Annotated in this window: 25 protein-coding genes and 2 pseudogenes; 10 read left to right on the forward strand and 17 right to left on the reverse strand. The window is 56.0% G+C overall.

Translation table 11 applies throughout. The features are described from left to right. Positions 1–315 precede the first annotated feature (315 nt). The 5 genes and pseudogenes from BWR59_RS21445 to BWR59_RS21465 form a co-directional block, all read left to right on the forward strand. Positions 316–1,563 carry a ribonucleotide-diphosphate reductase subunit beta gene (locus BWR59_RS21445; protein ID WP_081567635.1) on the forward strand — a complete coding sequence of 416 codons (1,248 nt, stop codon included), beginning with the start codon at positions 316–318 and terminating at the stop codon, positions 1,561–1,563. Between the two features lie 628 nt (positions 1,564–2,191). Further along, positions 2,192–2,725, forward strand: coding sequence for a transposase (locus BWR59_RS21450; protein ID WP_081567636.1), 534 nt, complete (start codon positions 2,192–2,194; stop codon positions 2,723–2,725). Between the two features lie 165 nt (positions 2,726–2,890). Continuing rightward, entirely contained in the window at positions 2,891–3,892 is a 1,002-nt protein-coding gene (locus tag BWR59_RS21455) for an HNH endonuclease (RefSeq protein WP_218191258.1), read from the forward strand. A gap of 321 nt (positions 3,893–4,213) precedes the next feature. After that, positions 4,214–4,741, forward strand: coding sequence for a Bro-N domain-containing protein (locus tag BWR59_RS21460; RefSeq protein WP_081567638.1), 528 nt, complete (start codon positions 4,214–4,216; stop codon positions 4,739–4,741). A gap of 117 nt (positions 4,742–4,858) precedes the next feature. After that, positions 4,859–5,029: pseudogene (locus BWR59_RS21465) on the forward strand (T6SS amidase immunity protein Tai4 family protein); the annotation flags it as partial. 206 nt (positions 5,030–5,235) lie between these two features. Here the strand turns inward: BWR59_RS21465 and BWR59_RS32460 are convergent. The 7 genes from BWR59_RS32460 to BWR59_RS21500 all read right to left on the reverse strand — a co-directional run bounded on the left by BWR59_RS32460 (position 5,236) and on the right by BWR59_RS21500 (position 10,691). Further along, on the reverse strand, positions 5,236–5,475 hold the full coding sequence (locus BWR59_RS32460) for a hypothetical protein (RefSeq protein WP_081567640.1): 240 nt from the start codon (positions 5,473–5,475) through the stop codon (positions 5,236–5,238). A gap of 6 nt (positions 5,476–5,481) precedes the next feature. Next, positions 5,482–5,718, reverse strand: coding sequence for a hypothetical protein (locus BWR59_RS21475; RefSeq protein ID WP_081567641.1), 237 nt, complete (start codon positions 5,716–5,718; stop codon positions 5,482–5,484). Further along, entirely contained in the window at positions 5,715–6,203 is a 489-nt protein-coding gene (locus BWR59_RS21480) for a hypothetical protein (protein WP_081567642.1), read from the reverse strand. Before BWR59_RS21480 ends, BWR59_RS21475 begins: the two co-directional genes overlap by 4 nt. Before the next feature lie 263 nt (positions 6,204–6,466). Then, the gene (locus tag BWR59_RS21485; RefSeq protein WP_081567643.1) at positions 6,467–6,868 is read right to left on the reverse strand and encodes a hypothetical protein; all 402 of its coding nucleotides are present in this window, start codon (positions 6,866–6,868) and stop codon (positions 6,467–6,469) included. An 840-nt stretch (positions 6,869–7,708) separates the two neighbouring features. Next, positions 7,709–8,080, reverse strand: a complete 372-nt coding sequence (locus BWR59_RS32090; RefSeq protein ID WP_143490901.1) for a hypothetical protein — start codon at positions 8,078–8,080, stop codon at positions 7,709–7,711. Positions 8,081–9,216: 1,136 nt separating this feature from the next. Then, positions 9,217–10,194: a hypothetical protein gene (locus tag BWR59_RS21495; protein WP_081567645.1), complete on the reverse strand. Its 978-nt coding sequence runs from the start codon at positions 10,192–10,194 to the stop codon at positions 9,217–9,219. Positions 10,195–10,202: 8 nt separating this feature from the next. After that, complete coding sequence (locus BWR59_RS21500; RefSeq protein WP_081567646.1) at positions 10,203–10,691, reverse strand: type VI secretion system tube protein Hcp; 489 nt, start codon at positions 10,689–10,691, stop codon at positions 10,203–10,205. Positions 10,692–10,955: 264 nt separating this feature from the next. On the opposite strand from BWR59_RS21500, the gene BWR59_RS33145 reads away from it, so the two are divergent. From BWR59_RS33145 to BWR59_RS21520, 4 genes are all read left to right on the forward strand, one after another. Beyond that, positions 10,956–11,381, forward strand: a complete 426-nt coding sequence (locus BWR59_RS33145; protein ID WP_081567647.1) for a topoisomerase DNA-binding C4 zinc finger domain-containing protein — start codon at positions 10,956–10,958, stop codon at positions 11,379–11,381. Positions 11,382–11,673: 292 nt separating this feature from the next. Continuing rightward, on the forward strand, positions 11,674–11,898 hold the full coding sequence (locus tag BWR59_RS21510) for a hypothetical protein (RefSeq protein WP_081567648.1): 225 nt from the start codon (positions 11,674–11,676) through the stop codon (positions 11,896–11,898). A gap of 221 nt (positions 11,899–12,119) precedes the next feature. Further along, entirely contained in the window at positions 12,120–13,466 is a 1,347-nt protein-coding gene (locus BWR59_RS21515) for an OprD family porin (protein WP_081567649.1), read from the forward strand. Between the two features lie 170 nt (positions 13,467–13,636). Then, entirely contained in the window at positions 13,637–14,464 is an 828-nt protein-coding gene (locus BWR59_RS21520) for a hypothetical protein (RefSeq protein WP_081567650.1), read from the forward strand. Positions 14,465–14,536: 72 nt separating this feature from the next. Here BWR59_RS21520 and BWR59_RS21525 read toward each other — a convergent pair whose 3' ends face one another. Next, positions 14,537–15,172, reverse strand: coding sequence for a LysE family translocator (locus tag BWR59_RS21525; RefSeq protein WP_081567953.1), 636 nt, complete (start codon positions 15,170–15,172; stop codon positions 14,537–14,539). 333 nt (positions 15,173–15,505) lie between these two features. On the opposite strand from BWR59_RS21525, the gene BWR59_RS21530 reads away from it, so the two are divergent. After that, positions 15,506–16,585 carry a diguanylate cyclase gene (locus BWR59_RS21530; RefSeq protein WP_081567651.1) on the forward strand — a complete coding sequence of 360 codons (1,080 nt, stop codon included), beginning with the start codon at positions 15,506–15,508 and terminating at the stop codon, positions 16,583–16,585. 1 nt (position 16,586) lies between these two features. Here the strand turns inward: BWR59_RS21530 and BWR59_RS21535 are convergent, their stop codons facing one another. From BWR59_RS21535 to BWR59_RS21575, 9 genes and pseudogenes are all read right to left on the reverse strand, one after another. Next, positions 16,587–17,474, reverse strand: coding sequence for a hypothetical protein (locus BWR59_RS21535; RefSeq protein ID WP_143490902.1), 888 nt, complete (start codon positions 17,472–17,474; stop codon positions 16,587–16,589). A gap of 151 nt (positions 17,475–17,625) precedes the next feature. After that, positions 17,626–17,826 (reverse strand): annotated as a pseudogene (locus tag BWR59_RS32900) (TolC family protein); the annotation flags it as partial. A gap of 161 nt (positions 17,827–17,987) precedes the next feature. Further along, positions 17,988–18,719 carry a hypothetical protein gene (locus tag BWR59_RS21545; protein ID WP_230982062.1) on the reverse strand — a complete coding sequence of 244 codons (732 nt, stop codon included), beginning with the start codon at positions 18,717–18,719 and terminating at the stop codon, positions 17,988–17,990. A gap of 238 nt (positions 18,720–18,957) precedes the next feature. Beyond that, on the reverse strand, positions 18,958–19,284 hold the full coding sequence (locus BWR59_RS21550) for a helix-turn-helix transcriptional regulator (RefSeq protein WP_081567654.1): 327 nt from the start codon (positions 19,282–19,284) through the stop codon (positions 18,958–18,960). A gap of 425 nt (positions 19,285–19,709) precedes the next feature. Further along, complete coding sequence (locus BWR59_RS21555; protein WP_081567655.1) at positions 19,710–20,180, reverse strand: VOC family protein; 471 nt, start codon at positions 20,178–20,180, stop codon at positions 19,710–19,712. Positions 20,181–20,216: 36 nt separating this feature from the next. Continuing rightward, positions 20,217–20,651: a nuclear transport factor 2 family protein gene (locus BWR59_RS21560; protein WP_081567656.1), complete on the reverse strand. Its 435-nt coding sequence runs from the start codon at positions 20,649–20,651 to the stop codon at positions 20,217–20,219. Then, positions 20,648–21,040, reverse strand: a complete 393-nt coding sequence (locus BWR59_RS21565; RefSeq protein ID WP_081567657.1) for a YciI family protein — start codon at positions 21,038–21,040, stop codon at positions 20,648–20,650. Before BWR59_RS21565 ends, BWR59_RS21560 begins: the two co-directional genes overlap by 4 nt. Before the next feature lie 240 nt (positions 21,041–21,280). Then, positions 21,281–22,552, reverse strand: a complete 1,272-nt coding sequence (locus BWR59_RS21570) for an RNA polymerase sigma factor (protein WP_081567658.1) — start codon at positions 22,550–22,552, stop codon at positions 21,281–21,283. A gap of 83 nt (positions 22,553–22,635) precedes the next feature. Further along, positions 22,636–23,955, reverse strand: a complete 1,320-nt coding sequence (locus BWR59_RS21575) for an MFS transporter (RefSeq protein ID WP_081567659.1) — start codon at positions 23,953–23,955, stop codon at positions 22,636–22,638. Positions 23,956–23,976: the final 21 nt, after the last annotated feature.

Here is a 23,976-nt window from a genome sequence, read left to right on the forward strand (position 1 = left end):
CCCGCGCCGGGCAAAATCTGTATAATCCCGCGCTCACCCAGGGTACTCAAAATGACCGTTTGCACATTGCAAAGCTGGCACTCTGAAAACAGCCCCGTTGACCCGCTTCGCCGGCCTGCCACAGGTGGCCTGCGCAGCACGGTCGCCGATCGATCCGAAACGACGATTCTCGTCTTCGTTGATCAATCACAGTAAGACCCTGAGCTGCACCCAATCTATTCCCGTTGCCAGCCTACGCGACATGCACCGCTGGCAACGCCGACTTTAAAATCCAATCGACCGCCAAGGCGGTCCTCAAGCAGGAGCCTCATCACCATGCTGAGCTGGGACGAATTCGACAAAGAAGACGCAGCCGAACCCGCCAAAGGCGCCAACGCTGGCCACGCTTCTGAAGCAGCCATGGACAAACTCGACAGCGCCGGTGGTGCTGCCGCCCTGGAAGCACGCGCTGCCAACGCCAGCGACTCCGCCGCGGTAGCCCGCGCCAAGGCCGCACTGAACAAACTCGACGTCGCCGAAGGTCTGGCTGAACTCGAAGGCTCCGCCGCCCGCGTTGCCGTCGACGAAAAGCGCATGATCAACTGCCGAGCCGACCTCAACCAACTGGTGCCATTCAAGTACGACTGGGCCTGGCAGAAGTACCTGGACGGCTGCGCAAACCACTGGATGCCGCAAGAAGTCAACATGACCGCCGACATCGCCGTCTGGCGTAACCCGGAAGGCCTGACCGACGACGAACGCCGCATCGTCATGCGCAACCTGGGTTTCTTCTCCACCGCCGACTCCCTGGTTGCCAACAACCTCGCACTGGCCGTGTATCGCCTCATCACCAACCCTGAATGCCGCCAGTACATCCTGCGCCAGGCCTTCGAGGAAGCGATCCACACCCACGCCTACCAGTACTGCATCGAATCGCTGGGCATGGATGAAGGCGAAATCTTCAACATGTACCACGAGATCCCGTCGGTCGCCAAAAAGGCAGCCTGGGGCCTGAAATACACCCGCGCCATCTCCGACCCGGAATTCAACACCGGCACCGTCGAGACCGACAAAGAACTGCTGCGCAACCTGATCGCCTACTACTGCGTTCTGGAAGGCATCTTCTTCTACTGCGGCTTCACCCAGATCCTCTCCATGGGCCGCCGCAACAAAATGACCGGCGTCGCAGAACAGTTCCAGTACATCCTGCGCGACGAGTCCATGCACCTGAACTTCGGCATCGACGTGATCAACCAGATCAAAATCGAGAACCCGCACCTGTGGGACGCCGAACTGAAGGAAGAAGCCAGCCAGATGATTCTGCAAGGCACCCAGCTCGAAATCGAATACGCCCGCGACACCATGCCGCGCGGCGTACTGGGCATGAACGCCGCGATGATGGAGGACTACCTCAAGTTCATCGCAAACCGTCGCCTGAGCCAGATCGGTTTGAAGGAAGAGTACCCAGGCACCACCAACCCGTTCCCATGGATGAGCGAAATCATGGACTTGAAGAAAGAGAAGAACTTCTTTGAGACTCGGGTTATTGAGTACCAGACGGGTGGGGCGTTGAGCTGGGATTGATTTGAATCCTGCTTACACCGTTTGAGATGAAAGGGCTGCCAGAGATGGTGGCCCTTTTCTTTGTATGCCGAATGATCAGGTGATCATCGTTCCGACGCCCCGCGTCCCTGCCGGAACGTTGATCGGTCCACGCCTCGCGTCCCCGCTGGAAAGGTGATCGTTCCCCCGCTCCGCGTGGGAATGCAGCCACTGACGCTCCTCGTTAAACCCACGCCTGAACGGATCTCTCCCCATACCTGAAGCACCACGAAACACAGCAAGACTTGATCGTTCCCACGCCCCGCGTCCCCGCTGGAAAGCTGATGATCGTTCCCCCGCTCCGCGTGGGAATGCAGCCACTGACGCTCCGCGTCAACCCGCGTCTGAACGGATCCCTCCCCATACCTGAAGCACCACGAAACACAGCAAGACTTGATCGCTCCCACGCCCCGCGTCCCCGCTGGAAAGCTGATGATCGTTCCCCCGCTCCGCGTGGGAATGCAGCCACTGACGCTCCGCGTCAAACCCGCGTCTGAACGGATCCCTCCCCATACCTGAAGCACCACGAAACACAGCAAGACCCACATTGGGCCTCGCTCAAACTAGCCTCAAAAGCTCCGTGCCCCACTTCAGATTCAAGGAAGAATCCATGGCCCGAAGCCGCTACACCATCACCGAAATCGACAAACCTCACTTCCTGACCTGCACCATCGTCGAATGGCTCCCGCTGTTCACCCGCCCCGCCCTCGTCGATATCGTTCTAAACACCTGGCGATACCAGCAAGCTAACCAGAACCTAAAGCTATACGGCTATGTCGTTCTAGAAAACCATCTCCACTACCTGGCTCAATCTCCAAACCTCGCGAAATCCGTGTCTAGCTTCAAATCCTTCACGGCACGCAACATCGTTGATCACCTTCAACACCTAAATGCTGAAAGCACGCTACAGCGACTGAGATTTGCCAAGCGAGCACACAAGCTCGACCGCGTGTATCAGGTCTGGCAAGAAGGCGTGCACGCAGAGATGGTTTACAGCGAAAGCGTAATGCGCCAGCAGCTCGACTACATACACCACAACCCAGTGAAACGAGGCTATGTGGATCTGGGGGAGCATTGGCGGTATTCAAGCGCGCGGGATTATCAAGGGCAGCCGGGGCTGATCGAGGTGCAGCGGTGGTACTAGCTGACGCGGAGCGTCAGAGGATGCATTCCCACGCGGAGCGTGGGGAACGATCGGCACAACGCAATCGAATCAATGATATCCCGCAGACCTGAAATCAGTTGTAACAAGGCGTCGCACTGACGCAACATTCCCTTTCCTGCAGGCGATATGGAAAGGGACTACAACGTGGCGAAGAAAACCCTACAACAGATGCTTACCGGCGCTTACGCATCGCTTGCGCTTGAGGAAGGCCATATCTACACGCGGGATGACTTGCGAGCTCGCTTCACAATCACAGCCTCAAGCATCAATAACGGAATCTTCAAGCCAGCAGCGTTCGACTCAGTCTGGCTGTTCGTCACAGAACAAAAGACGGCAGACCGCACCCAGTACGATGACATCCTGACTGGCGACGTGCTGCACATGGAAGGTCAGACGCAAGGTGGCACCGACCACCTCATCAAAGAACACGTCGAACGCGGGCTAGAACTCCTCCTGTTTTATCGCAAAAAGAAATATGAACACCCTGGCGCAGGCTTCACCTACAAGGGCAGGTTTCTTTATCAAAGCCATGAGTCTTCCGGCCCGACCAAATTCACTCTCTGCCAAGAAGATAGTCCAGAGCTCACCATTCCTTTCATCGAATCGGAGCTGCACTCGTCTGGCGAATTCAATCCTCAAAATATCGTTGATGCTCGTAAGAAAGTCCTGGCATCGGTGGTCCGTCGCCAAGGTCAGGCCAAGTTCAGACTGGTGCTGATGAAAGCTTACGACGGCAGGTGTGCAATTACAGGCTGCACTATTACGGCACTGCTGGAGGCCGCGCACATCGTTCCCTACCAAGGTGCCGACACTAATGTGGTTGGCAATGGATTACTGCTTCGCGCTGACATCCATACCCTTTTTGACCTGGGGCTTTTGTGGGTTGACGCTGACAAGCGGATCGTAAAACTGGCGGATGAATTAAAGGGCAGCGAGTACATGCGTTATCAAGATATGCCTATCCTCTCGCCCAAGAGCGCGGCAGATCAACCGAGTGCCAAGGCACTTCAGTCGCACGTCAACACCTTGAAACTACTCTCGGACTCGTACGGAGGCTCGCTGTCGTCTAACTATACAACTCATGATCATCAAACCAGCGGAACCACGCAGGTTGCCGGATACAAATCGCCAGTTGCCGCAGAGTGAGTGACTTACTTGATCAGAAATTTTCGGAAGAGTCCTACAGCGTTGCATCTTGCGACAGGGGGCGTTGCCACCTACCCTGCCTCCGCGCCTAAGAAACGCAGCAGAAACACCTGAGCAGAGCGGCCCGCCCGCTCCCGATAGAAGCGGCATTTAGGCGCCAGTGGTTTGTAGCCGTGCGCCGAAATTTTCTCTGCTATGTCGGGAGTGGGCGAATACAAGACCCGTAAGGGGAATATGTCCGGCCCTGTTCTCTGCTCAAGGGTTTCTTAGCTCCCGACACCTAATCCCGCCATGGAAGGCTAATAAGCAGAGAAAAGGACAATGACAAACAGCCTACGCCCCACCACCTTCCACCGCCACAACCGCCCCCTGCGCACCCTCCTCTTCGAATCCCAAGTCTGGTTCTGCGCCCGCGACATGGGTCGTCTCATGGGCTGGCCTTTGAACGAACGCACGACGCGCAAGCTCGATGCCGATCAGCGTAGGGTGATGACCTTGGTGGATTCGTGCGCTGAGGCGGATGAGCTGATGGTGAGTGAGTCGGGGGTGTATGCGATGTTGGTGCATCACCATCACGCGGAAAATCGTGAGTTACGGCAGTGGATCACCAACGAGGTGGTGCCGTGTGTGCGCGATGAGCTTGAGCCGCCCGAGGCGTGCAGTCCTTGCTTGAGTTTTCTGCAGTGGCCGGGAATGTCGGTGAGCATGTTGCATTGGCGCAGTGAGCCGTGGATTCGGTTGCGGGATATGCCAAGGGTACTGGCGCACAGCGGTGATCATCAGCCGTTTCATAGTAAGCCAGGCCAGTCGTGGTGGCAGGCTGCGAGAGCAAAATTGGGGCGCGTCTGAAACCTCTCCGCAATAGGTTACAAGGGGACTTGCCAGGTGCGGACATGTCCCACGCCGCTCAATGGAGCCGTCCTCCGATGATGTAGGAGTGATACCCACAGGTGAGTGAGACGAATCCGGATTTTCCACAATCCTTTGGCAGATTCAGAGGTCAAAGGCGTCCGTTTTGATTTGTTGAAGTGCCTGGATCTGTATCACAGCGGTGAGCTGGAGAGCCAGGTTGGGCGGATGGTCATTAACCCTGATGGTATTTATAGGCAGGATCACGCGCTACCTGCAAAGCCTTGAACGATAAGCCCTGTGTAAGTGTGGGCAGTATCACTGCAGGAAAGCCCTCAATGCTCAAGCGCTGCACACTGCTCGACTGCACAGAGTTAGGCTCGGATGTTCCGCTCGATAACCACACAAGTCATGCCACGCATGAAGCGCTCGGCTTCGCTGAAACCGTGCGGCGGTGTATTTCCTGAAACGCGTGGGCACTGAAATCCTGACGCCTACCAATAGTAATCCTTATATTTTTCGCAGTTGAAGAACAGCTCCAGGCCTATGCCCCAGGCAACGACAAAACCCCAGATGAGGACATCATTGATATGGGCTTCGAGGAATCTGGTTCCTGTCGCGCCAAGGGTGATGAGGGAAACACCTGCCCATTGGCGAGGGCGTTTGTGAACCAACTTTCGGTTGAGCACGTAGCAGGCGGTGCAAGCGAGGAAGCAACCGAGCAGGAATAGCATAGGCGGTTAGTCCTGGTCTCTGGTGAATTGGTCGCGACTGGAGAACAAGGAATAACCCGTTACAGTGAGCATCAAAAGCGCGGCGAACAGCTCGTCGCTTTTGCTGGATAGCTTGAAAAACGCGATTACCCCGCAGACCAGCATCAACATCCCGAGCCACTTTCTCCAGAATCTGGGTTTGAGCTTATAGGTGAGCAGCGTACTGATCGTCATGCCTAGGCCAACGAGTATGGGAAGCGTCATCGCACGCCTCCCTGATTTTTGAGCAGCATCGCTCTGGATGTGGGTTGTGGGCCGATGCCTCCCTCCACCCAAGCCTGAACTGCAACTACGACGTCACCCGAGTGGCGGGTATCAGAAAGCAACTTCACAGAAAGTCCTGCAAAGCCTCCAGCAGTTGTTTTCTGCCAAACCCTCTTTGATGGGAACCCTCTACCAATGATTATTGACGCCGCCAAAGCCAAAGCGTCAGTCTGATCATTGAACAATTCCGCTTGCTTGCGCGTCAGTGGGTCCGACACTGCAACCACCATCTCGCACGGCCGGCTCTGCGCCAGCATTCGGTCATAAGTTTCGGCAATAAAGTCGGCGACTCTCCAGTGATCACTACCACAATTCGGAATTCGTAGAGACCTCAGGGTGGGTACGTCTTTTGCCATGACAGTAAAACGCATAAGGGTGAACAGGAGACCAAAGTGGCCGACGTGTAGAGTTTTTTCCAGCTGCATCGAGTCGCCCTTGAGAGTCGGTGGGGCGAGCGAGTTTGCGCTATACGATGTTATCCATGAATGCGCCAAAGACTAAAAAAGAGAGTGCTTACCTCGGTTTCGGATAGGTCCTACGCTTTCAATAGCTTCCCCCTCGACACGCTTGAGCGAGAAACAGCCACCCAGCCACTTAGCCCACCGCCCAAGGAGGCGCAGGCTTCAGTGCCAGCCCTCTCGCCAACTCTGCAGTTCACCCCAGCAATGCCAAGGCTATTAAAAACGCATCAACCTAATATCCCCCAAACAAACAGAGCGGCCGACCAGACCGTGCACGCTATAAATGGCGGATACACCTTTTTCTTTAGACTCTTGGGAATAGCGAGAACCTCTTTCTCCACTACACTTCCATCTCGCACATAAAGACTGGGATGCATACAGATTGCTACTATCGCGCTACAGCGCATTACTTTTCCTGCAAGTCCAAATCTCTGCATCCAGAATTTATTTCCTATTACCAGACGACTGTCGCCTAAAATACATTCCAAAGTATCTATATGTTTATAAGACACAATCACTGCCCAAGACGTCATGAACGGTAAAGGCAGCATTATGGCCATGTTGACAACATCAGCAACGTCGAGCTTACCCATAAAAACTCTCATAGATGACATCATCAACTTCTTCATCTCTCATGCCGCCAACTAATATCCGAAAACATAACCAGATACTATCAGCGCAGCAAACCATATATGAGAAGCAATAAACGGAGGGTACAACCAACGTTTGAGTCGCTTAGGCATCTTCGCAACTTCACTTTCAAGCACCAGCCCTCTCCAAATGTAAATTCTCGGCATCAAACATGTAAGAAAGACACTTCCACATGTAATCATTTCACCAAGCAGGCCTAAATGCTTTATGAATTTTCGATCTTACTGCAGGAGCAGACTGCGACAGAATACCTGTTCCAATTTATCTACCAACAAATGGGAAGTGATGGCGGTCCAAATCATGATAAAAGGTAAAGGCAAAGCAACACAAACCGACACAAGCTCCTGGTTTGTCAACTTACTGAAGGATATCGTCATAGATAACGTCCCCTAAGGCTTCAACTTGACTACCCCCGATTTCACTTCCCGCCCAACCGCTTGTCGCACCAATCATCGCAATGCAGGCAGTAGTACCAAACCCTCTGGTGGCAGCGCCCAAAATTAACGCGCACCAGCTTTTCGAGAGATGTCCTCCGATAGACGCTCCGGCTACACCCCCACCCAAACTCCCAATCAACTTCCCCCCCTCCAGATACCGCGCTTTCCTGCACTACCGTTCATCTCCCGCAAGACAAGCCTCTCTGATCTCCAGCGAAGTAGACGCCACATCCAGCGCGACGCCGATGTATCCGCCGCGTTTGATGATGGTCGCAGCTCTCGCCACACCTGCCACGGTATCGGCGTAGCGGGCGATCTCGCCGTGCTTCGTGTTGCTTTTGGTCGATAACGCGCCTCAGTCACAACAAAAACACACATGACTTACCAGACGAACACACCACAAATAAATAGTGCAACTGTCCATATGCCAGACGCAATGAAGGGAGGGTAGACCGTCACTTTCCACTCTTTAGGTACCGCATCGACTTCCTCTTGCAAGACCGATCCATTTCGCACAAATGATTTTGGGCAGATAAGAATTGCACAGACCGAACCGCAGAGCATTATCTTACCTGCGATTCCTAGCCCTTTCATAACTGCCTTGTTTTCATTAACAAACTTGCTGCGCACCCATACACTCTCTAACTTAGCCACCATTCGATGAGAAACAATTGCCGACCATAATGCTATAAGCGGCAGAGGGCCAACTACCATCAGGGTCACGATATCAGTGAACGCTGTTCTACTCATCATTACCCTCGTAGATGACCTCACCAAATTTTTCACCTCCCCTTCCTCCGACTTCGCCTCCTGCCAAGCTACTTAGCCATCCGCACACGGCGGGGCAGTCTTTAGGGCCAGCCCTCTCGCCAGCACCGCAGTCCACCACAGTAATGCCAAGACTATTTGATCCCGACTGGCAAGCTGCAACATGAGACGCAAGCTTGCCTTGCAAATCAAATAGACTAGATTTGTAGTCAATTTTCGAACCCGATATTTAACGTTCCGTATTGCTACAAACAAACCTCACGGGCGCTTTTTATCGAGCCCCAGATCAGAAAATTGCACGCGATCAACGCTAACATCCAAACCCAACATGCCATAAACGGCGGATACAGAATCATTTTTTGCCTCTTGGACACAGCCAGCACTTCGCTTTCGATAATCCAGCCCCTTCGGATACAAAATCGCCAATTAATACATAGTGCAAATATCGAACTACAGTACATGACCTCCCCTACAATTCCCAAACCGCGCATCCAAACTATGTCTTTCCTCACGAAAGAGCTGCGTGAAAAAATCGTGTCCAGATCATCTATCAACTTGTGCGACGCTATCGCCGTCCATAGAGGGATAAACGGCAAAGACAGCGTAACTATCATCGTTATTAAGTCAGTGATACCCGACCTAATCATAAGCTCTCTCATAAATCATCTCGCCCATCATCTCTACTGCCACTCCTCCCACTTCACCTCCTGCCCATGAAGCTGTTAAGTTACTTTCCTCATTTTGATTTGCGTCATGTGATTTAGAGATAAGCAGCACCCCATATAAATAGTGCAATTGTCCATATAAAAAGAGCAGAAAACGGGTAACAAAGCTTTAACTTCAAGCTTCTGGGGACCGATAAGATTTCGCGCTCAATGGCGTCCCCTCTCGATACGCTCCAACGAGGAAATAAGAAGACTAAAAATACTGCCCCGCACCTCATAACTTTACCTGCCATCCCCAAACGCCTATGCAGCCGTTCATTCACCTTAAGAAACTTACTGCATGGAAAATGAGCTTCTAGCTGATCGAGTAGTAGATAAGAGGCCAAATACACCCAGCCTGTGACAACTGGAAGCGGAAGAGCTATCAACACTGTAATGAAATCAGAAATTCTAGATCTAATCATCAATTTCTCCATACAATACTTCACTGAATTTTTCCCCTTTCACGCCTCCAATCTCACCTCCACCCCAGCCCCCCAACCCGCTTCCCACTGCTACACATGCAGTCACCCCCCTGCCTCGCGTAATAACACCCAATAAAACAGTGCATAGCTTTTCAGATACAACAGATGCAAATGAACCTCCTGCAACCCCCCCAACCAAACTCCCCATCAATTTCCCCCCCTCCACATACCGCGCCTTCCTGCACTGCCGCTCATCCCCCGCAAGACAAGCCTCTCTGATCTCCAGCGACGTAGACGCCACATCCAGCGCGACGCCGATGTATCCGCCGCGTTTGATGATCGTTGCGGCTTTTGCGACGCCGGCAACGGTGTCGGCGTAGCGTGCGATTTCGCGGTGTTTCGAATAGCTTTTGGTCGACAGGCCCAACATGTCTTTGATGCGGGTGTTTCTGCCGAGTCCCGAGCCGGTGCTGGCAACGCTGCTGAGTTGCTTTTGGATGTTGGCTTCCAGCAGTGCGCGTTTCTGGAAGAAGAGTTCGCGGTTCTGGAGTTTCCCCGAGGACATATGGCTTTTGTACAGGGCGTTGATTTCTTCCAGGCTGCTCTCGATGCTTTTGAGGTGTCGGCTCCAGCCATCGGAGACGACGCCTGTCGCTATGGACGTTCTATCGATGACGTCCTGCAGGCAGTCGTAGTTATCAAGGACGTAACTGTCGCCTTCCATGCCGTTGATGAGCAGCATGTGGTGCACTTCAGTGGCCTTTCTCATCAGGTAGGCTTCCTGAGCGGTGCAGGCTTTGGTCGAGTAGTCGCCAATGATGACCAGCTCGCCGGCGAGCACGACGCTGTCGCGGATATGCGCGTTGAGGGTGTCGAACTTGGCCAGGGATTTACCGGCGAGGGAAACGCTGGATTTCAAGCCCTGGTAGGTTTGCATGCGTGGGTTGATGAAGCTGTAGGGAGTGGCCATGGGATTCCTCAGGCGTATTTTTTGTTGCCGATTCGGTCCCAGCCACCTGCGACGTTGCCGCCGCCGCTGCCGTCGGTGCGTTTTTGTTGGGTGTAAACGGTTTTGATCCGCCCGTAGTTGAGCTGCACGATTTCAACGGGCACGCCGGAGCTGGCGTTCTGCGTGTATTCGGAAATGATCACTTCTTCGAGGATGATCTCGAAGTACTTGAGCTTGTCGGCCCCCGCACGGTTGAGCGTGAGCCTGACTTCTTTCAGATGATCGCCAGCGCAGCAGGCTTCCATCAGCCTGCAGCTGGCGCTGTCCAGAAACTTGGTGAAGGTGAGATTGGTCAGTGTGGTACGGCCGGATGAAGCGCCACCTGCGGAGCTTGCCGTGGCGGTTGTACTTTGATGACTGCCGAAGTGATAGCCGTCGATTTCGATCCAGTTCTTGTGTTTGTCATCCAGGGCCTCACCACTGATCCCATCGATTTTGATGAATGCGTCTAACGCCATGCCTGCTCTCCTTACCGTTATTAAGAAATGTTTCGGCTGCGGAGTCTGTGGGTAATACAAGGCGTCGGGACGTGGCCTGTTGCGCTGCAAAACGTAGGATTTTTTTGTATTCGGTCGCGATTTTTCCTACACGCTAAGTGCTAGAACGATCGCTTAAATGCTCGCTAGTGCACTGCTGATGGGGCTGAATCTATAATTGCCTCTACCTACACGCCGTGCCGTTCTGCTGCACTGCGCTCCAACTCCGCCGATCAGCACGCTCACATGCCTCGAAACAATCTCTCGCTTCATAAAATCCTCGGTTTCTTGAAAACGCTTCGGCTGAGGGTGGCTAATGCACTGGCAGCATTTCCAGACCGTCGTGGCGGGGATAGGGAATCCGGGCAGCCCAAGACACCCGCACCCGTTGAGCCGATTGGCCGCGCGCCGTCGGAGTCGCTCAACACAGAGAAAGTCGAGAAGCGGGCCGAGCGTGATGGAGCAGGAGAGCGGGTCAAAGCGAAACCGGCCAAAACGGTCACGAAGTCACCTGCGGAGCAGAAAGCGCCTGCCTGTCCTTTCTGCAAAATGACGATGGTGTTGAAGGTGGCCCGATCTGGCGCCAATGCTGGCGGTAATTTTTGGGGGTGCGCGGATTACCCGAAATGTCGGGGCATTCGACCGTTTTTTGCGCCGATGAAGGTGCGGTGAATGCTGCCTCGTTTGGTTGCCTGACAGCGCAGCGTGAATGTATTTGCTGCTGCTTCCCGGCAGTTCGCGAGCAAGCTTGCTCCCACGGCCTCCGGCCAGAATCAAGAGCGGACTTCGCGCCCCGCGTGTTGTGAGGGCTGACGGACGATTCGCCATCGCTCATTAATTCCCCCTCCCCCACATAACATTTTCTCTAAACAATATTTACTCGGGTTTCATTTGATCCTTGCGGCCACGATTCTTAAAGTGGCCTCACTTAATCGAACTTGCATGAGCAAGAAGGTTTATTCAAATGTTCAAATCCATCGGTATTGCCAGCGCGCTTATTGTTTCTTCTTTATTGGCCGCACCTTTTGCAATGGCGGAAGAGTCTCCTGCGTTTGTCGCTCGCAATGAAGCAGTTCATGCGAACTTCGAGCAGCACGAGGAGGCCCTTGCCGCCAAGGCGAAGGAGCAGGACAAGACTCAGCAAGCCTCGACCTATAACCCTCAAGTGGAGAATGCCAAACACACCTGACCTGTACGCCGTTTCAGTTTCTCTCTCGTTGTTTCACGTCGTTGTTTCATCCTGTTCTGCGCCGTTGCTCCCGGCGTGGGGCCTCAAAAGCTCCAAACTTCAGCCGCTGTCCCCAGCGGCTTTTTTTTGAGCACGAAAAAACAATCAAGCAACTAACAAGAATATGGCTTCGCCTTGATATCACTGCCGATCGCCAATGAGTCCACGGGGAATTTTGATCAGTGAATGCATCTTTTAGATACAGCGCTTTGTTCGTTGCAGTGACCGCAACTCTGTCGACTGCGGTTTATGCCGATAACAGTGCCAGCAGTAGCAAAGACGGTTTCATCGAGGGGTCGAGTTTCAATCTCGATCTGAAGAACTATTACTTCAACCATGATAGGCACGACGGCAAGCAGGACAGCAAGGAGTGGGGTCAGGGTTTTGTCGGGGTGTTCGAGTCCGGCTTCACGCAGGGGCCGGTGGGTTTCGGGATCGATGCCAACGCGATGCTCGGGTTGAAGCTCGATGGCGGGGGTGGCAGCGGCGGGTCGAGTATTTTGCCGACCACGGCGCCGAACCCGAACAAGGACAATCTCTACGGCGACGCGCCGGACTCGTTCTCTTCAGCGGGCGGGGCGTTGAAGATGCGCGCGTTCGATACGGTGCTGAAGGCCGGGGACATGTTCCTCAATAACCCGGTGATCGCGGGAGGCGCGACGCGGATGCTGCCGATGACGTTTCGCGGGTTCAGCCTGACCAATACAAGCTTCGATCATCTGACGCTGGATGCCGGGCAGGTGAGTTTTGACAAGCTGTTCAACCAGAGCGGCAACGGGCGCATCGGCACTTATTACGGCACGCTGCCCGAGGGTGACAAGAGCAAACACATGAGCTGGGCGGGCGCGACTTACACCGGGGTGCCGGGGATGACGTCGAGCCTGTATGCCTCGCAGCTCAAGGACATCTGGAACCAGTATTACTACGACCTGGACTACAACTGGGCGGTGAATGATCTGGTCAGCCTTAACCCCGGGTTCCACTACTACCACACCCAAGACAGCGGCCAGGCGCTGCTCGGCAGCATCGATAACAACACGTTCAGCGTGCACTTGGGCGTAACGGTCGGGCATCAGACGCTGACGACATCCCTGCAGAAAGTGAACGGCAACACGCCGTTCGACTACATCCAGGATGGCGACAGCGTATATCTGGATAACTCGCAGCAGTATTCGGACTTCAACGCGCCGGGGGAAAAATCCTGGAAGTTGCAGTACGCGTATGACTTTGTCGGCTGGGGAATGCCAGGGCTGACATCGTCGCTCTCCTACACCCGCGGGACGATGGATCTGACGAAGGCCACGACAGCGGCTGACTCGGGCTACAGCTATTACAACGTCGACGGCAAAGACGCAAAGCATTGGGAACGGGATGCGGACTTGAAGTACGTGGTGCAGGGCGGCCCGGCGAAGAACCTCGGCGTGCGGCTGCGCTGGGCGACCAATCGGGGTGGCGATGGCTACAAGGCGGTGGACCACAACGCCGATGAGTATCGGGTGATTGTGGATTATCCGATCAACGTGTTTTGACCTGACGGTATTGGATTGACGGTATTGGACTGAAGGGCCTCTGTGGCAGTCCGGCCGGACTGCTACAGAGATGCACGGCGTCTGAATGTTGGGCGTTAACCTATCTACGGCTTCTCTGCCTCAGGCAAAATGCCGACCCTCTGTAGGAATTGGCTTTTGTCGAGGTAGAAATGCGCTTGCTCAATCTGAAAACTGTCGTGGTCCGCAGTGCTCTGGCCCTGTGCCTGGGCATGACCGGCGCGCAGGCGGCGACTGACACCCCGCAGCCTGCAAAATCGACCAAATCCACGCAGTCGCCCAAGACCTCGAAGAGCACTACCAGCTCGAAGGCGGCGACCACCTCGAAGACAGCCAAAACGTCCAAGACTTCGACGACCTCGAAAACCGGCAAAACCTCGAAGACCTCAACCAAACCCAAGACTTCGAAAACCTCCAAGACTTCCGCTGCGTCCAAGACGTCCAAGACGTCCAAAACCTCGAAGTCTGCCAAGACCGCGCCCAAGGCCGTCCCAGCGCCGCCTGAGACGCAGAACGTTATGATGCTCGACAGCAAGTTCGCCTTCACCCTGCCCAAGGATTACGTCCAGGGCCCGATGGAAGAGATCGACGACAAGGCCCGGGCAGCTGGTGTCACCGGCTCGCTGTACATGAACAAGCCCGCCAAACGCGTGGTGATCATCACCGAGACGCCATTGCCGGACGGCCAGAACGTGCCGACCAACGACAGTCAGACCCTCGACAACATCATTGCCGAAACACTCGTCCAACAGCAGTCCAGCTACAAAGACTTCAACAAGCTGGGTGAGAAGAAGATCCTGCGCAACGGTCTCGAACTGCGCCAGCTCGACATCTCCGGCAGTGTCGAGGGCGGCAAGGTGCTGAGCACGACGATAGCCGCCGTCTCAGGCGCTCGCACTGCAGTGGTCAATGTGATCTCTCTGGAAAAAGACGTCTCGGCGCATACGGCGGTAGTGAATGAGGTGACAGGGAGCAAGTAAGGATTGCTGCTTTAAAGGCACCAACTGAAGCCTTAAAGGCAGCACTTTTCAAGCTCGCGACCTCGGACTCCCTTATCTACGCCCCTCCACCGCCATGCGCAGCGCAAAACCAAACAAAACAGTCCCCATCAGATAACGCTGCACGTTGGCCCAGGTCGGTTTGGTCGCGAGGAATACCGCGATGTAACCTGCGGCCATGGCGACCATTGCATTGACGGTCAGGCTCACGCCGATCTGCACGCTGCCCAGCACCAGGGACTGGCTGAGGACGCTGGTGCCGTTGCCGACGGTGATGAATTGCGGCAACAGCGAGAGATAGAGCACGGCGACTTTGGGGTTGAACAGGTTGGTCATCAGGCCCATGAGGAACAACTGCTTGTTGCTGTCCCGGGGCAGCTCCTTGACCTGGAACGGCGAGCGTCCACCCGGCTTGACGGCTTGCCAGGCGAGGTACAGCAGGTACATGGCGCCCGCGATGCGCAGAGTGTCGTAGGCGTAGGGCACGGCCATGACCAGACCGGTGATGCCGAATGCGGCGCAGAGCATATAAAAGATGAAGCCGATACCGACGCCACCCAGTGAGATCAGGCCTGCCCTACGGCCCTGCGAGATGGATCGCGAGATTACGTAGATCATGTTCGGCCCCGGTGTCAGGACCATGCCGAGTGCAATGAAGGAAAAGGCGACGAGGTTCGAGAGTTCAGGCATGACCACTTCCGGCGGCAGGTTCGGGAGGTCGTCGAAGGGGTTCGACGGGCCGGGCCATTTCAGCTTGGAAACCCTCACACCGTAAATACACAGATTCGCGGAAAACCGACCCTCACAGATGACGACGCCCAGTTGTGGATCCATCAAGAGCGGCTACGCTTGGCGCATCCGGTTTCGCGCACCCGGCAGTAAGCAGGCGACGGTCGGCGGTCTGAATCTGACCAATAGTGGCACAAGGCCCTTCCCAGCGCCCAGCAGGCGAGCGACACTCTGAATCGTTCGTCGTGGCCGATGTTTCAGTCGGGATGCAGCGCTATAACCCGGTGAAGAGCTATGAACACCTCACCTCACAAAGGTCTTTCGTTTGCCCGGCGCATGTATTTGCCGCGCAGTGTCGGGCTGGGCATTGGTTTCTTCACGGTCGCCGCCGCTTTGTACCCGTCGCATCCGCCGACTTGGGTCTGGGTGCTGATGATCCTCCACGGCTACGGTTGGTCGCATGGGGCGTATCTGCTGGCGAAAATCTCTCGCCAGCCCTACAAGGCCGAGCGCCGCAATCTCATTTACGACTCGCTGGCCGGTGGTTTCTGGGCGGGCGCCATGGGCCTCAACCCGTTGCCGGCTGTGACGGCACTGTCGATGATGGCGATGAACAACATCGCCGCCGGTGGCCCCAGGCTTTTGATGATCGGCAGCGTGGCGCAGATCATCGGTGCGCTGATCGCGTACTTCATATTTGTGCCTGAGTTGTTTCCGGCCATCAGCCAGATCCAGGTCTATGCCTGCCTGCCGATGCTGGTGATCTATCCGATGGCCATCGGGCTGGTGTGCTATCGCGTGGCCGTGCAGCTGTCGAAAAGTAAAAAGGCGTTGGAAAAACTCAGCACCACGGACAGCCTGACCGGATTGATGAACCACGGTGCCTGGAAGGATCTGCTGACCGTTGAGTTCAAAAATTGCAGGACGCTGAAGCGGCAGAACAGTGTGGCGCTGATCGACATCGACCACTTCAAGACCATCAACGACACCTACGGCCACATCATCGGCGACACGGTCCTCAAGCAACTGAGCCATGCGCTGACCGCCAGCCTGCGGGAAACCGATCTGGCCGGCCGCTACGGTGGCGACGAATTCTGCGTGATCCTGCCCGACACCACGCTGGCCCAGGCCACCGATATCCTCGAACGCCTGCGCCGCACCGTCTACGAACACACTCACCTCGCCCTTCCCGACCTGAAACTTAGCCTCAGCATCGGCATCGCCGCGTATGGCCCGCACCTCACCGATGCCGGCATGTGGCTGCACGAAGCAGACATGGCGTTGTACGACGCCAAGAGCACCGGGCGCAACCGAGTCACCTCGGCCAAGCCCGGTGTCAAGGCGTGTGAGACATTGAGTGCGGAGTTCGAGTGAGTCAGCGCCGGAACCGCATCAGGGTTTCAAAGAGCGTGGGAAGACCGCTTTTCTGCAAATACTTCTGGATGATTTGGCGCAGGGTGGTTGCCAGGTCTTGAGGTGCGTTTGCGCCAGCTGCAGATCCTGCCTTTTTGGCACGCTGATCATGATTAGGCTCCGCGCCGTCCCTACCTCGCCTAAGACCAGGGATGTCGTAAACTTCTTTGGATACGTTTTTGACGTAGTTTTTCTGACCCTGTTGGAAATGAGTGAAACGAGCGCCAAAGTCAGCCACCGTCGAGCCAACAGCGGAGAACTTGTTAACGATCTGTTCCAGAAAATCAAAGTTGAGCGTGCTCATCGGACTGTACGCAGGGTCCAGGTTGAAGCGCAAAAAGCCCTGATCAATTCTTGTACTTTTGATGCCCTCCCCACTCAGGATCCGTTGCGCGGTTTCGGCACTCTTTTCGTTGAAGGTGTACATCACTTCATGCCCCTCCATGTCGAATCGTGTCATCGGTCGTTGAGGCAACATTTCCTGTCCGTTATCGGTTCGGCGATAGTGTGCGATCCCGGAGGCAAGATCATCGACGTAGCCAAGATCAGCACCTTGGCCATTTGCAAACTCATAAATGCTGGACAGAAGTCGCCGATCACCATGCGTAAGAAAATAGGGCGGAAACATTCCGTCCAGTCCAGGCGCATATTTCACCACTGCGGGCTCCAGAATATGCCCTTCAAACATGCGCGCCATCAGTAAAGCCTTGCCACTGATCGATACAGAGGAAGCCTGTGGCGACGTCAATGAACTCACTTGTCCACCTGCCTGCGCAGATGTTTCTCGCAGGGCCTTATTCGGTACGGGTAGGGGCTGAATGCGAGTATTTTTTGATATTGAAATTGTCATGACAGTTCCCTTGATGTGAGTGCCCGCCCCCGCTCTCCGAGGACGGACGTAGCCATCCCCGTAACCGACACAAACGTTAACGCCAGTGGCAATAATTTCTTTTTCATCATTTACATCAGTTAGGCCGATCCTGTGTTCAAGCGCAGACAACGTGTCGGGAACTGAGCAACAGCCGCGGTGAGAAAAAACTTTCGGCCACCCGCAAATCGAATTTCTGCGCCACGCGCTGCAGATAGGACAGGCGAATATCACGATTGCCACGCAGGCCCAGCGCTACGGCGTCGGCGAGACTCAAGTCCAGATCCAGATCGGTCGCTTGCGCTGGCAACGGCGATTCGCGGGCGTGTGCCATATCTGGCGCGGCAACCGCAGGTACCTGTTTGTCATCGCAGCGGGCCTGTTCGCACGTCATCACGCTGAACAGCATCACCAGCGGCGCGGCATAACCGCTCAACCGTGAAACACGATGGCATCCACCAGCGCTCACCCGATGGACTGGGCACTGCGCAGTGGTCACGGCAATGAACCAACCGGTGATTGAACCTGCTCCACCAGTTGAATCGGCGAAATCGTTTGCAGCAGCACCTCCAGGCTGTCGCCCAGGACCAGCGGCCCGTACAGCAGTTCCTCGCGTTCCAGATGCGCCCGTTGAATCTCTCGGTAGCCATCCGGATAGATACTCTTTTCAACCGGCAGCAAACGGTCGAAATGTTCCAGCAAGCCGTGAAACACGATGCGTCGCTCGACGACGCCACGGGTGGTGGCGATCAGTTTGATGAAGAAGTCCGAGTCGCTCTGACGCATGGCCTCGTAAGCGGCGTAACGTTCGACCAGCGTGTAGCCGCCTGACTCGTCGAACACCACGCAGCACAGCGCTTCACGGCTCGACCCGCTGAAAGGGTTAACGGCTGCACCGCGACGATTGCTTTGTGCGAGCGCATACGCCACGGCCCGCTCCACGTCCTCGGCCCGGGATGCGTCGGCACTTTGTACGACCGAACCGTCGCGCTCGTCGAGGCTTGGCGCCTGGCGGCCTAAGCGTTCTACCTCGGCACCGAAAGTCGCGAATATCCCCTGCGGTCCAAGCCATTGCTTGTGCATCTCGGCCAGATGTTCGACGCCCAGGGCGTTCTGTCGATCAACCAGGGCCGCAAACTGGGCATTCACCTCAGTATCGCTATGACCCAGCGCGGGTCGAGTTTGTGACGCGGCATTCGCACTGTGAATCGGGTTGCATGCAGCCATTGAGTTCTTCCTTATTGTTGTCGAAAATTGTCTGCAGAGCAGGGTTTAAAGGCTTGCTCAGTCGAGAAAAACCGCAACACGCTTGATGTAGCTTTGACTGACACCGCGCAATTCAAACAACGCTTCTGAAACGTGCTCTGAGATTTCGTCCATGACCCTTCCTTGCCACACATTCGCTAAACCACATCTTGTTCACTCGCTGCATCTAATGCGCGAGTACCCAACGGGCGGACACCACTTAATACTCGGCACTCGTGCAATCTTCATGTTCCGTGGATTGGTTATTATCCTCGTGTGCCTCGATGAAACAATCCGTCAGATGTAGGGGTACCGAGAGTGTTTTTATTCTGGGTACAGGCACATGCAACGCCATGAGTTGTGCCCTGTTGCGCACGTCGTTCTTTCTGAGCAACGCCGATACATGATCACGAGCCGTGTAATCACTGATGCCCAGCGCCACTGCGATGTCTTTGTTGGTGAACCCCAGCAGCACCAGTTTCAGGACTTCTCGCTCTCGTGGCGTCGCTCGGCCGAATCTCTTGCGCTTCCCTTCACGTTCCAGCATTGGCGTGTGGTGACCTCCAGTTGAGTGCCTTCCCTGGCATTGAATTACTCATCGGCACTGACAGGATTTTATTGAGCATTAATTTGAAAATCTGACACTTCGATACAAAGGCACTTAATCAAATCAGCTTCAATACTACAAAGGTAACTATTCCTACAAAGCCATGAGAAGTTTCTCTAAACTCGTCTTACAACATTACCAACCAGACACAAGACTTCCGCGAGCGATCAGGCGCACGCAAAGTTATGTGGGAGACAAGTTGCACAGGCCGCGACAATAAACGTTGAAATTCTCAATTACAATCTCTGGTTACAAATGTCGGCGACGAGTAGGGGAGTCAGGACCAAGGGGAAGTAGGCAATACGCGATCTGCACGCGTTAAGCGCAGATCGCGTTACACCGGGGAAGGAAAAAACTGACGGCAATCAGGACGCTGGCTGACCGAACATTTTCATCGCTCGTTCGCGAATTTCGTCCGGGGTGAGGTCTTCCTTGTGGGTACCGATGAACCAGAGATGACCGAAAGGATCGCGTACGCTGCCGCTGCGGTCACCGTAGAACATGTCCTGCACCTCGGTAACGACCGTGGCACCCGCCTCTACCGCGCGCTTGAACTGCTCGTCGACATCGGGCACGTAAAGATGCATGCCGAAGGAAGTTTTGCCACCTGGATCAGGGCTGACGAACCCGCCTTGATCGCACGGCTCGGACAGCATCATCCGCGAGTCACCGATTTGCAGTTCGGCATGACCGACCCGCCCACCGGGCGCATCCAGACGAAACATTTCCTTGGCGTCGAAGGCCTTCTTGTAGAACTCGATGGCTTGGGCTGCGGGCGAGACGCCCATGTACACGGTCAGGCTGTGCTGGCCTTCAGGAATGGGTTTGACGCTCATGATGATTCTCCTTGAGTGTTTTTATTCAGCGAGATATCAGGGTTTCAGTTCGAACAGGGCCTTGCCGCTGGCCATGTCGAATGGCGCGGAAAAGTGCTCATGAACTGCCTTCCAGCCATCGGCGGTCTTGCGATAGCCCGCACTGGCGCGCATCCACGAGGACTTTTCTTCGCCCTTGTCATCGGTCCCGCCACACTTGTTCAGCCAGTGGGCGAAAGCGACCGTGCCATCAGCGTGGATGGTCAGTTGGTGAGTCTCGAACAGCATCGCGCCCTCGCACATCCCGAGGCAAAATTCCCAGTGCTGGCGATAGGCATCTATACCGCGAAACTGCAGTTGGATAATTGCGTCGTATGCCACGATGTCAGGCGCGTAGTAGGCCATGATCGCTTCAAGGTCCTTGTCGCGGACGGCGACGCACCAACGTTCGATCAGGGTCTGGATCTGTTTGTCATCGGCACTGTTGCTCATGACTGACCTCCTGCGGCGAATGCCGACACTTGGGCTTCATCGGCTTGCAGGTTCAGTTCACGCACAGGACGAACTTCCACACTGCCGACCCGTGCTGCCGGAATGTGCGCCGCCACCTGCAAGGCCTCGTTGAGATCGCGCGCCTCTATGAGGTAAAACCCTGCGAGCTGTTCTTTGGTTTCAGCGAAGGGTCCATCGGTAATCGACACCTTGCCGTTACGCATTCTGACAGTCGTCGCGGTTTCCACTGACTCCAGCGGTTCGGCCGCCAACATTCGACCGCTGGCCTGCACCGACTGCGCATAGGCCAGGCATTCGTCGTCCCGAGGGCTGTCTGGATGTGAATGCAGGATTTGCTCGTTGCTGTAGATCAGACACAGGTATTTCATGATGACCTCCGTGAGGTGCAACCTGCGACCTCATGTTTAATCGCCTGAAAGTTATCGCGCTGAGCAGTCCGGCATGCCGGCGGCAGCACACTCAAGCGCCACCGCCGGCAAGCCGGACGGCTACAGGAAGCTCATCCTGATTTACTGGCGATGGAGCTTCTTACTGAGCTAGTCGTTTGTCGGCCTTGAGAATCGACACGACACTGAAAGAATTTTCAGCGCCTGACCGACGGTCCGTTTTCAGCCAGGCAATTCATTCAGACAGCGCTCGAGAAAACGCCGATCTACGCTTTGCTGCGCCTGTTCAATGGCCTTGAGATAAGCGGCACGGGCCTCCTCGTTACGATCCAACCTTCGACACATGTCCGCACGCGCCGCCCACGCCAGGTGATAGCCCTCCAACTCCCCTGAGGCCAACAGTTCATCGACCAGATTCAAAGCAGCCTCTGGCCCCTGCACCATGGCCAGCGCCACTGCGCGATTGAGTTGCACGACTGCTGAATCGTTGAAGCGCAGCAACACGTCGTAGAGCCCGACGATCTGTGGCCAGTCGGTGTCTTCGGCCTGTCTGGCGTCGGCATGTACGGCTGCGATTGCGGCCTGCACGCTGTAGGCGCCGGTCCTTCCTGAACGTAGGGCTTGTTCCACCAATGCTTCGCCTTCTTGAATCAGCGGGCGCTGCCACAGGCGTCGGTCTTGCCGGTCCAGCATGACCGGTTCGCCCTCCGGGGAAAGCCGCGCCGGGCGCCGGGACTCTACAAGCAGCATCAAACCCAGCAGCCCCGCCACTTCCGGTTCGGGCAGCAGATCCAGCAACAGGCGCCCCAGACGGATCGCTTCAGCCGACAGATCACTGCGGGTCAGGTGCTCGCCGGACGACGCGAAATAACCTTCGTTGAACACCAGATAAATCACCCGTAACACCGCCTCCAGGCGCTCAGGCAATTCGTTGTGGACAGGGACTTCATAGGGAATGTGCGCGTCGCGAATCTTGTTCTTGGCGCGGACGATGCGCTGGGCAATCGTCGATGGCGTGATGAGGAAGGCCCGGGCGATTTCCTCCGTGGTCAGGTCGCAGACTTCGCGCAGCGTCAGGGCCACCTGGGCGTCGGCGCTCAAGGCCGGGTGACAACAGACGAAAATCAAGCGCAGCCGGTCGTCCTCGACGCTTTCGATATCGGCTGCATCATCGCTGAATCGATCCTCGAGTTGGCGTGCCAGTTCGTTGAGGGAGGCGTCGAAGCGAGCGCGGCGGCGCAGGCTGTCGATGGCCTTGAAGCGACCGGCGGAAACCAGCCAGGCACGGGGGTTGTTGGGCATTCCCGATTGTGGCCACTGCTCGACCGCTGCGATGAAGGCGTCCTGCAAGGCTTCTTCTGCCCGTTCGAAACTGCCCAGCAGACGAATGAGCGTGGCGAGCACGCGCCGGGACTCCTGACGATAAAGGCTATCGACTTGCGCACGCACGACTGACGTGGCGCTGAGATTATTCTTATTAGGGTTATCGCTCATGCCCACACTCGCCGACGACTGTTCCGATAGTGGTCGGCCAAGCGTAGTAGGGGATCGGGCGTCGCTCAACGACGCCCCGACGGTCAGTTACTGCAAGGTGCGGCTACCGGATCGTCGACCTGCATGCCCTTGCGCATGCCGAAGAACATGGCAGTGAGCAGGCCCACCGCCCCCATGATCGCGCAGTAGCCGACGCAGACCCACGGACTCCAAGGCATCAGGGCGATCAGCGCCAGCGGCGTGGTGCTGGCCCACAGTGCGTAACTGATGTTGTACGTCAGCGAGATCCCAGAGACTCGAATATTCGCCGGGAACAGACCGACCATGACCGACGGCACCACGCCGACGATGCCACACGCCAGCCCTGCCACCGAATAGGCCAGAGCGATTGGCAGCCACTGAATGACCAGGCTGGCGTACAACAGGCCTACGCCCACTGGCAGCAGGAGGCTGTACAAAACCACCCCACGCCAGGCGCCGATGCGGTCCACCAGCATCCCTGCCAGCACACAGCCGATATTGAGGAAGACGATGCCGACGCTGCTCAGGGCGAAGGTGTCGCTGGGGCTCATGCCGAAACGCTGCTGCATCACGGTTGGCGTGATCACCACCAGCGTGACCACGGCCGAAGTCAGCACGCAGGTCAGCAAGGCGGCGGGCAATAACGATTGGCGATGTTCGCGCACGACGGCACGCAGCGGGAGTTCGGTCATGCCTTCGCGTTGGGCGTGCAGCGCCATGAACACCGGCGTCTCGCTCAGCCAGCGACGCAGCCAGACACCGATCACTCCGAACACCCCGCCCAAGAGAAACGGAATGCGCCAGGCGAAGTCGAGGATTTCCGCGTGGCTGAAGACCTTCGCCAGCCAGGTCGCAGTCAACGCGCCGATCAAGTAACCGAAGGTCAGGCCTGCTTGCAGTACGCCCAAGGCGTAACCGCGATGGCCCTTTGGCGCGTGTTCTGCGACGAACACCCAGGCGCTGGGCACTTCGCCGCCCACCGCTGCACCTTGGAGGATGCGCAGGGCCAGCAGGATCAACGGCGCCCAGTAGCCGATTTCGGCGTAGGTGGGCATTACGCCGATCAGCAGGCAGGGCAGCGCCATCATCAGAATGCTCAGGCTGAACACCCGCTTGCGGCCCAGTTTGTCGGCGAAGTGCGCCATCAGGATGCCGCCCAAGGGGCGCGCCAGATAACCAGTGACGAAGATCCCGAAGCTTTGCAACAGGCGCAGCCATTCGGGCATTTCCGGCGGAAAGAACAGCTGGCTGAGGGTCAGCGCAAAGAATACGAAAATGATGAAATCGTAGATTTCCAGCGCCCCGCCCAAGGCCGCAAGGCCCAGGGTCTTGTAGTCGCCCCGGCTGATCGGTTGTGGACGTGGTCGAACAATGGCTGTCATGAAAGACCCCATTTGGCAGTT

Origin of the sequence: Pseudomonas sp. Bc-h (assembly GCF_002080045.1) — a bacterium.
In the GTDB taxonomy this organism is placed as follows: domain Bacteria; phylum Pseudomonadota; class Gammaproteobacteria; order Pseudomonadales; family Pseudomonadaceae; genus Aquipseudomonas.

Excerpts from the sequence above, each read along its gene's own strand:
- BWR59_RS21445 (WP_081567635.1), top strand. The coding sequence starts at position 316 with ATGCTGAGCTGGGACGAATTCGACAAAGAAGACGCAGCCGAACCCGCC.
- BWR59_RS21450 (WP_081567636.1), top strand. The coding sequence starts at position 2,192 with ATGGCCCGAAGCCGCTACACCATCACCGAAATCGACAAACCTCACTTC.
- BWR59_RS21460 (WP_081567638.1), top strand. The coding sequence starts at position 4,214 with ATGACAAACAGCCTACGCCCCACCACCTTCCACCGCCACAACCGCCCC.
- BWR59_RS32460 (WP_081567640.1), bottom strand. The coding sequence starts at position 5,475 with ATGCTATTCCTGCTCGGTTGCTTCCTCGCTTGCACCGCCTGCTACGTG.
- BWR59_RS21475 (WP_081567641.1), bottom strand. The coding sequence starts at position 5,718 with ATGACGCTTCCCATACTCGTTGGCCTAGGCATGACGATCAGTACGCTG.
- BWR59_RS21480 (WP_081567642.1), bottom strand. The coding sequence starts at position 6,203 with ATGCAGCTGGAAAAAACTCTACACGTCGGCCACTTTGGTCTCCTGTTC.
- BWR59_RS21485 (WP_081567643.1), bottom strand. The coding sequence starts at position 6,868 with ATGAAGAAGTTGATGATGTCATCTATGAGAGTTTTTATGGGTAAGCTC.
- BWR59_RS32090 (WP_143490901.1), bottom strand. The coding sequence starts at position 8,080 with ATGATGAGTAGAACAGCGTTCACTGATATCGTGACCCTGATGGTAGTT.
- BWR59_RS21495 (WP_081567645.1), bottom strand. The coding sequence starts at position 10,194 with ATGGCCACTCCCTACAGCTTCATCAACCCACGCATGCAAACCTACCAG.
- BWR59_RS21500 (WP_081567646.1), bottom strand. The coding sequence starts at position 10,691 with ATGGCGTTAGACGCATTCATCAAAATCGATGGGATCAGTGGTGAGGCC.
- BWR59_RS33145 (WP_081567647.1), top strand. The coding sequence starts at position 10,956 with ATGCCTCGAAACAATCTCTCGCTTCATAAAATCCTCGGTTTCTTGAAA.
- BWR59_RS21510 (WP_081567648.1), top strand. The coding sequence starts at position 11,674 with ATGTTCAAATCCATCGGTATTGCCAGCGCGCTTATTGTTTCTTCTTTA.
- BWR59_RS21520 (WP_081567650.1), top strand. The coding sequence starts at position 13,637 with ATGCGCTTGCTCAATCTGAAAACTGTCGTGGTCCGCAGTGCTCTGGCC.
- BWR59_RS21525 (WP_081567953.1), bottom strand. The coding sequence starts at position 15,172 with ATGCCTGAACTCTCGAACCTCGTCGCCTTTTCCTTCATTGCACTCGGC.
- BWR59_RS21530 (WP_081567651.1), top strand. The coding sequence starts at position 15,506 with ATGAACACCTCACCTCACAAAGGTCTTTCGTTTGCCCGGCGCATGTAT.
- BWR59_RS21535 (WP_143490902.1), bottom strand. The coding sequence starts at position 17,474 with ATGACAATTTCAATATCAAAAAATACTCGCATTCAGCCCCTACCCGTA.
- BWR59_RS21545 (WP_230982062.1), bottom strand. The coding sequence starts at position 18,719 with ATGGCTGCATGCAACCCGATTCACAGTGCGAATGCCGCGTCACAAACT.
- BWR59_RS21550 (WP_081567654.1), bottom strand. The coding sequence starts at position 19,284 with ATGCTGGAACGTGAAGGGAAGCGCAAGAGATTCGGCCGAGCGACGCCA.
- BWR59_RS21555 (WP_081567655.1), bottom strand. The coding sequence starts at position 20,180 with ATGAGCGTCAAACCCATTCCTGAAGGCCAGCACAGCCTGACCGTGTAC.
- BWR59_RS21560 (WP_081567656.1), bottom strand. The coding sequence starts at position 20,651 with ATGAGCAACAGTGCCGATGACAAACAGATCCAGACCCTGATCGAACGT.
- BWR59_RS21565 (WP_081567657.1), bottom strand. The coding sequence starts at position 21,040 with ATGAAATACCTGTGTCTGATCTACAGCAACGAGCAAATCCTGCATTCA.
- BWR59_RS21570 (WP_081567658.1), bottom strand. The coding sequence starts at position 22,552 with ATGAGCGATAACCCTAATAAGAATAATCTCAGCGCCACGTCAGTCGTG.
- BWR59_RS21575 (WP_081567659.1), bottom strand. The coding sequence starts at position 23,955 with ATGACAGCCATTGTTCGACCACGTCCACAACCGATCAGCCGGGGCGAC.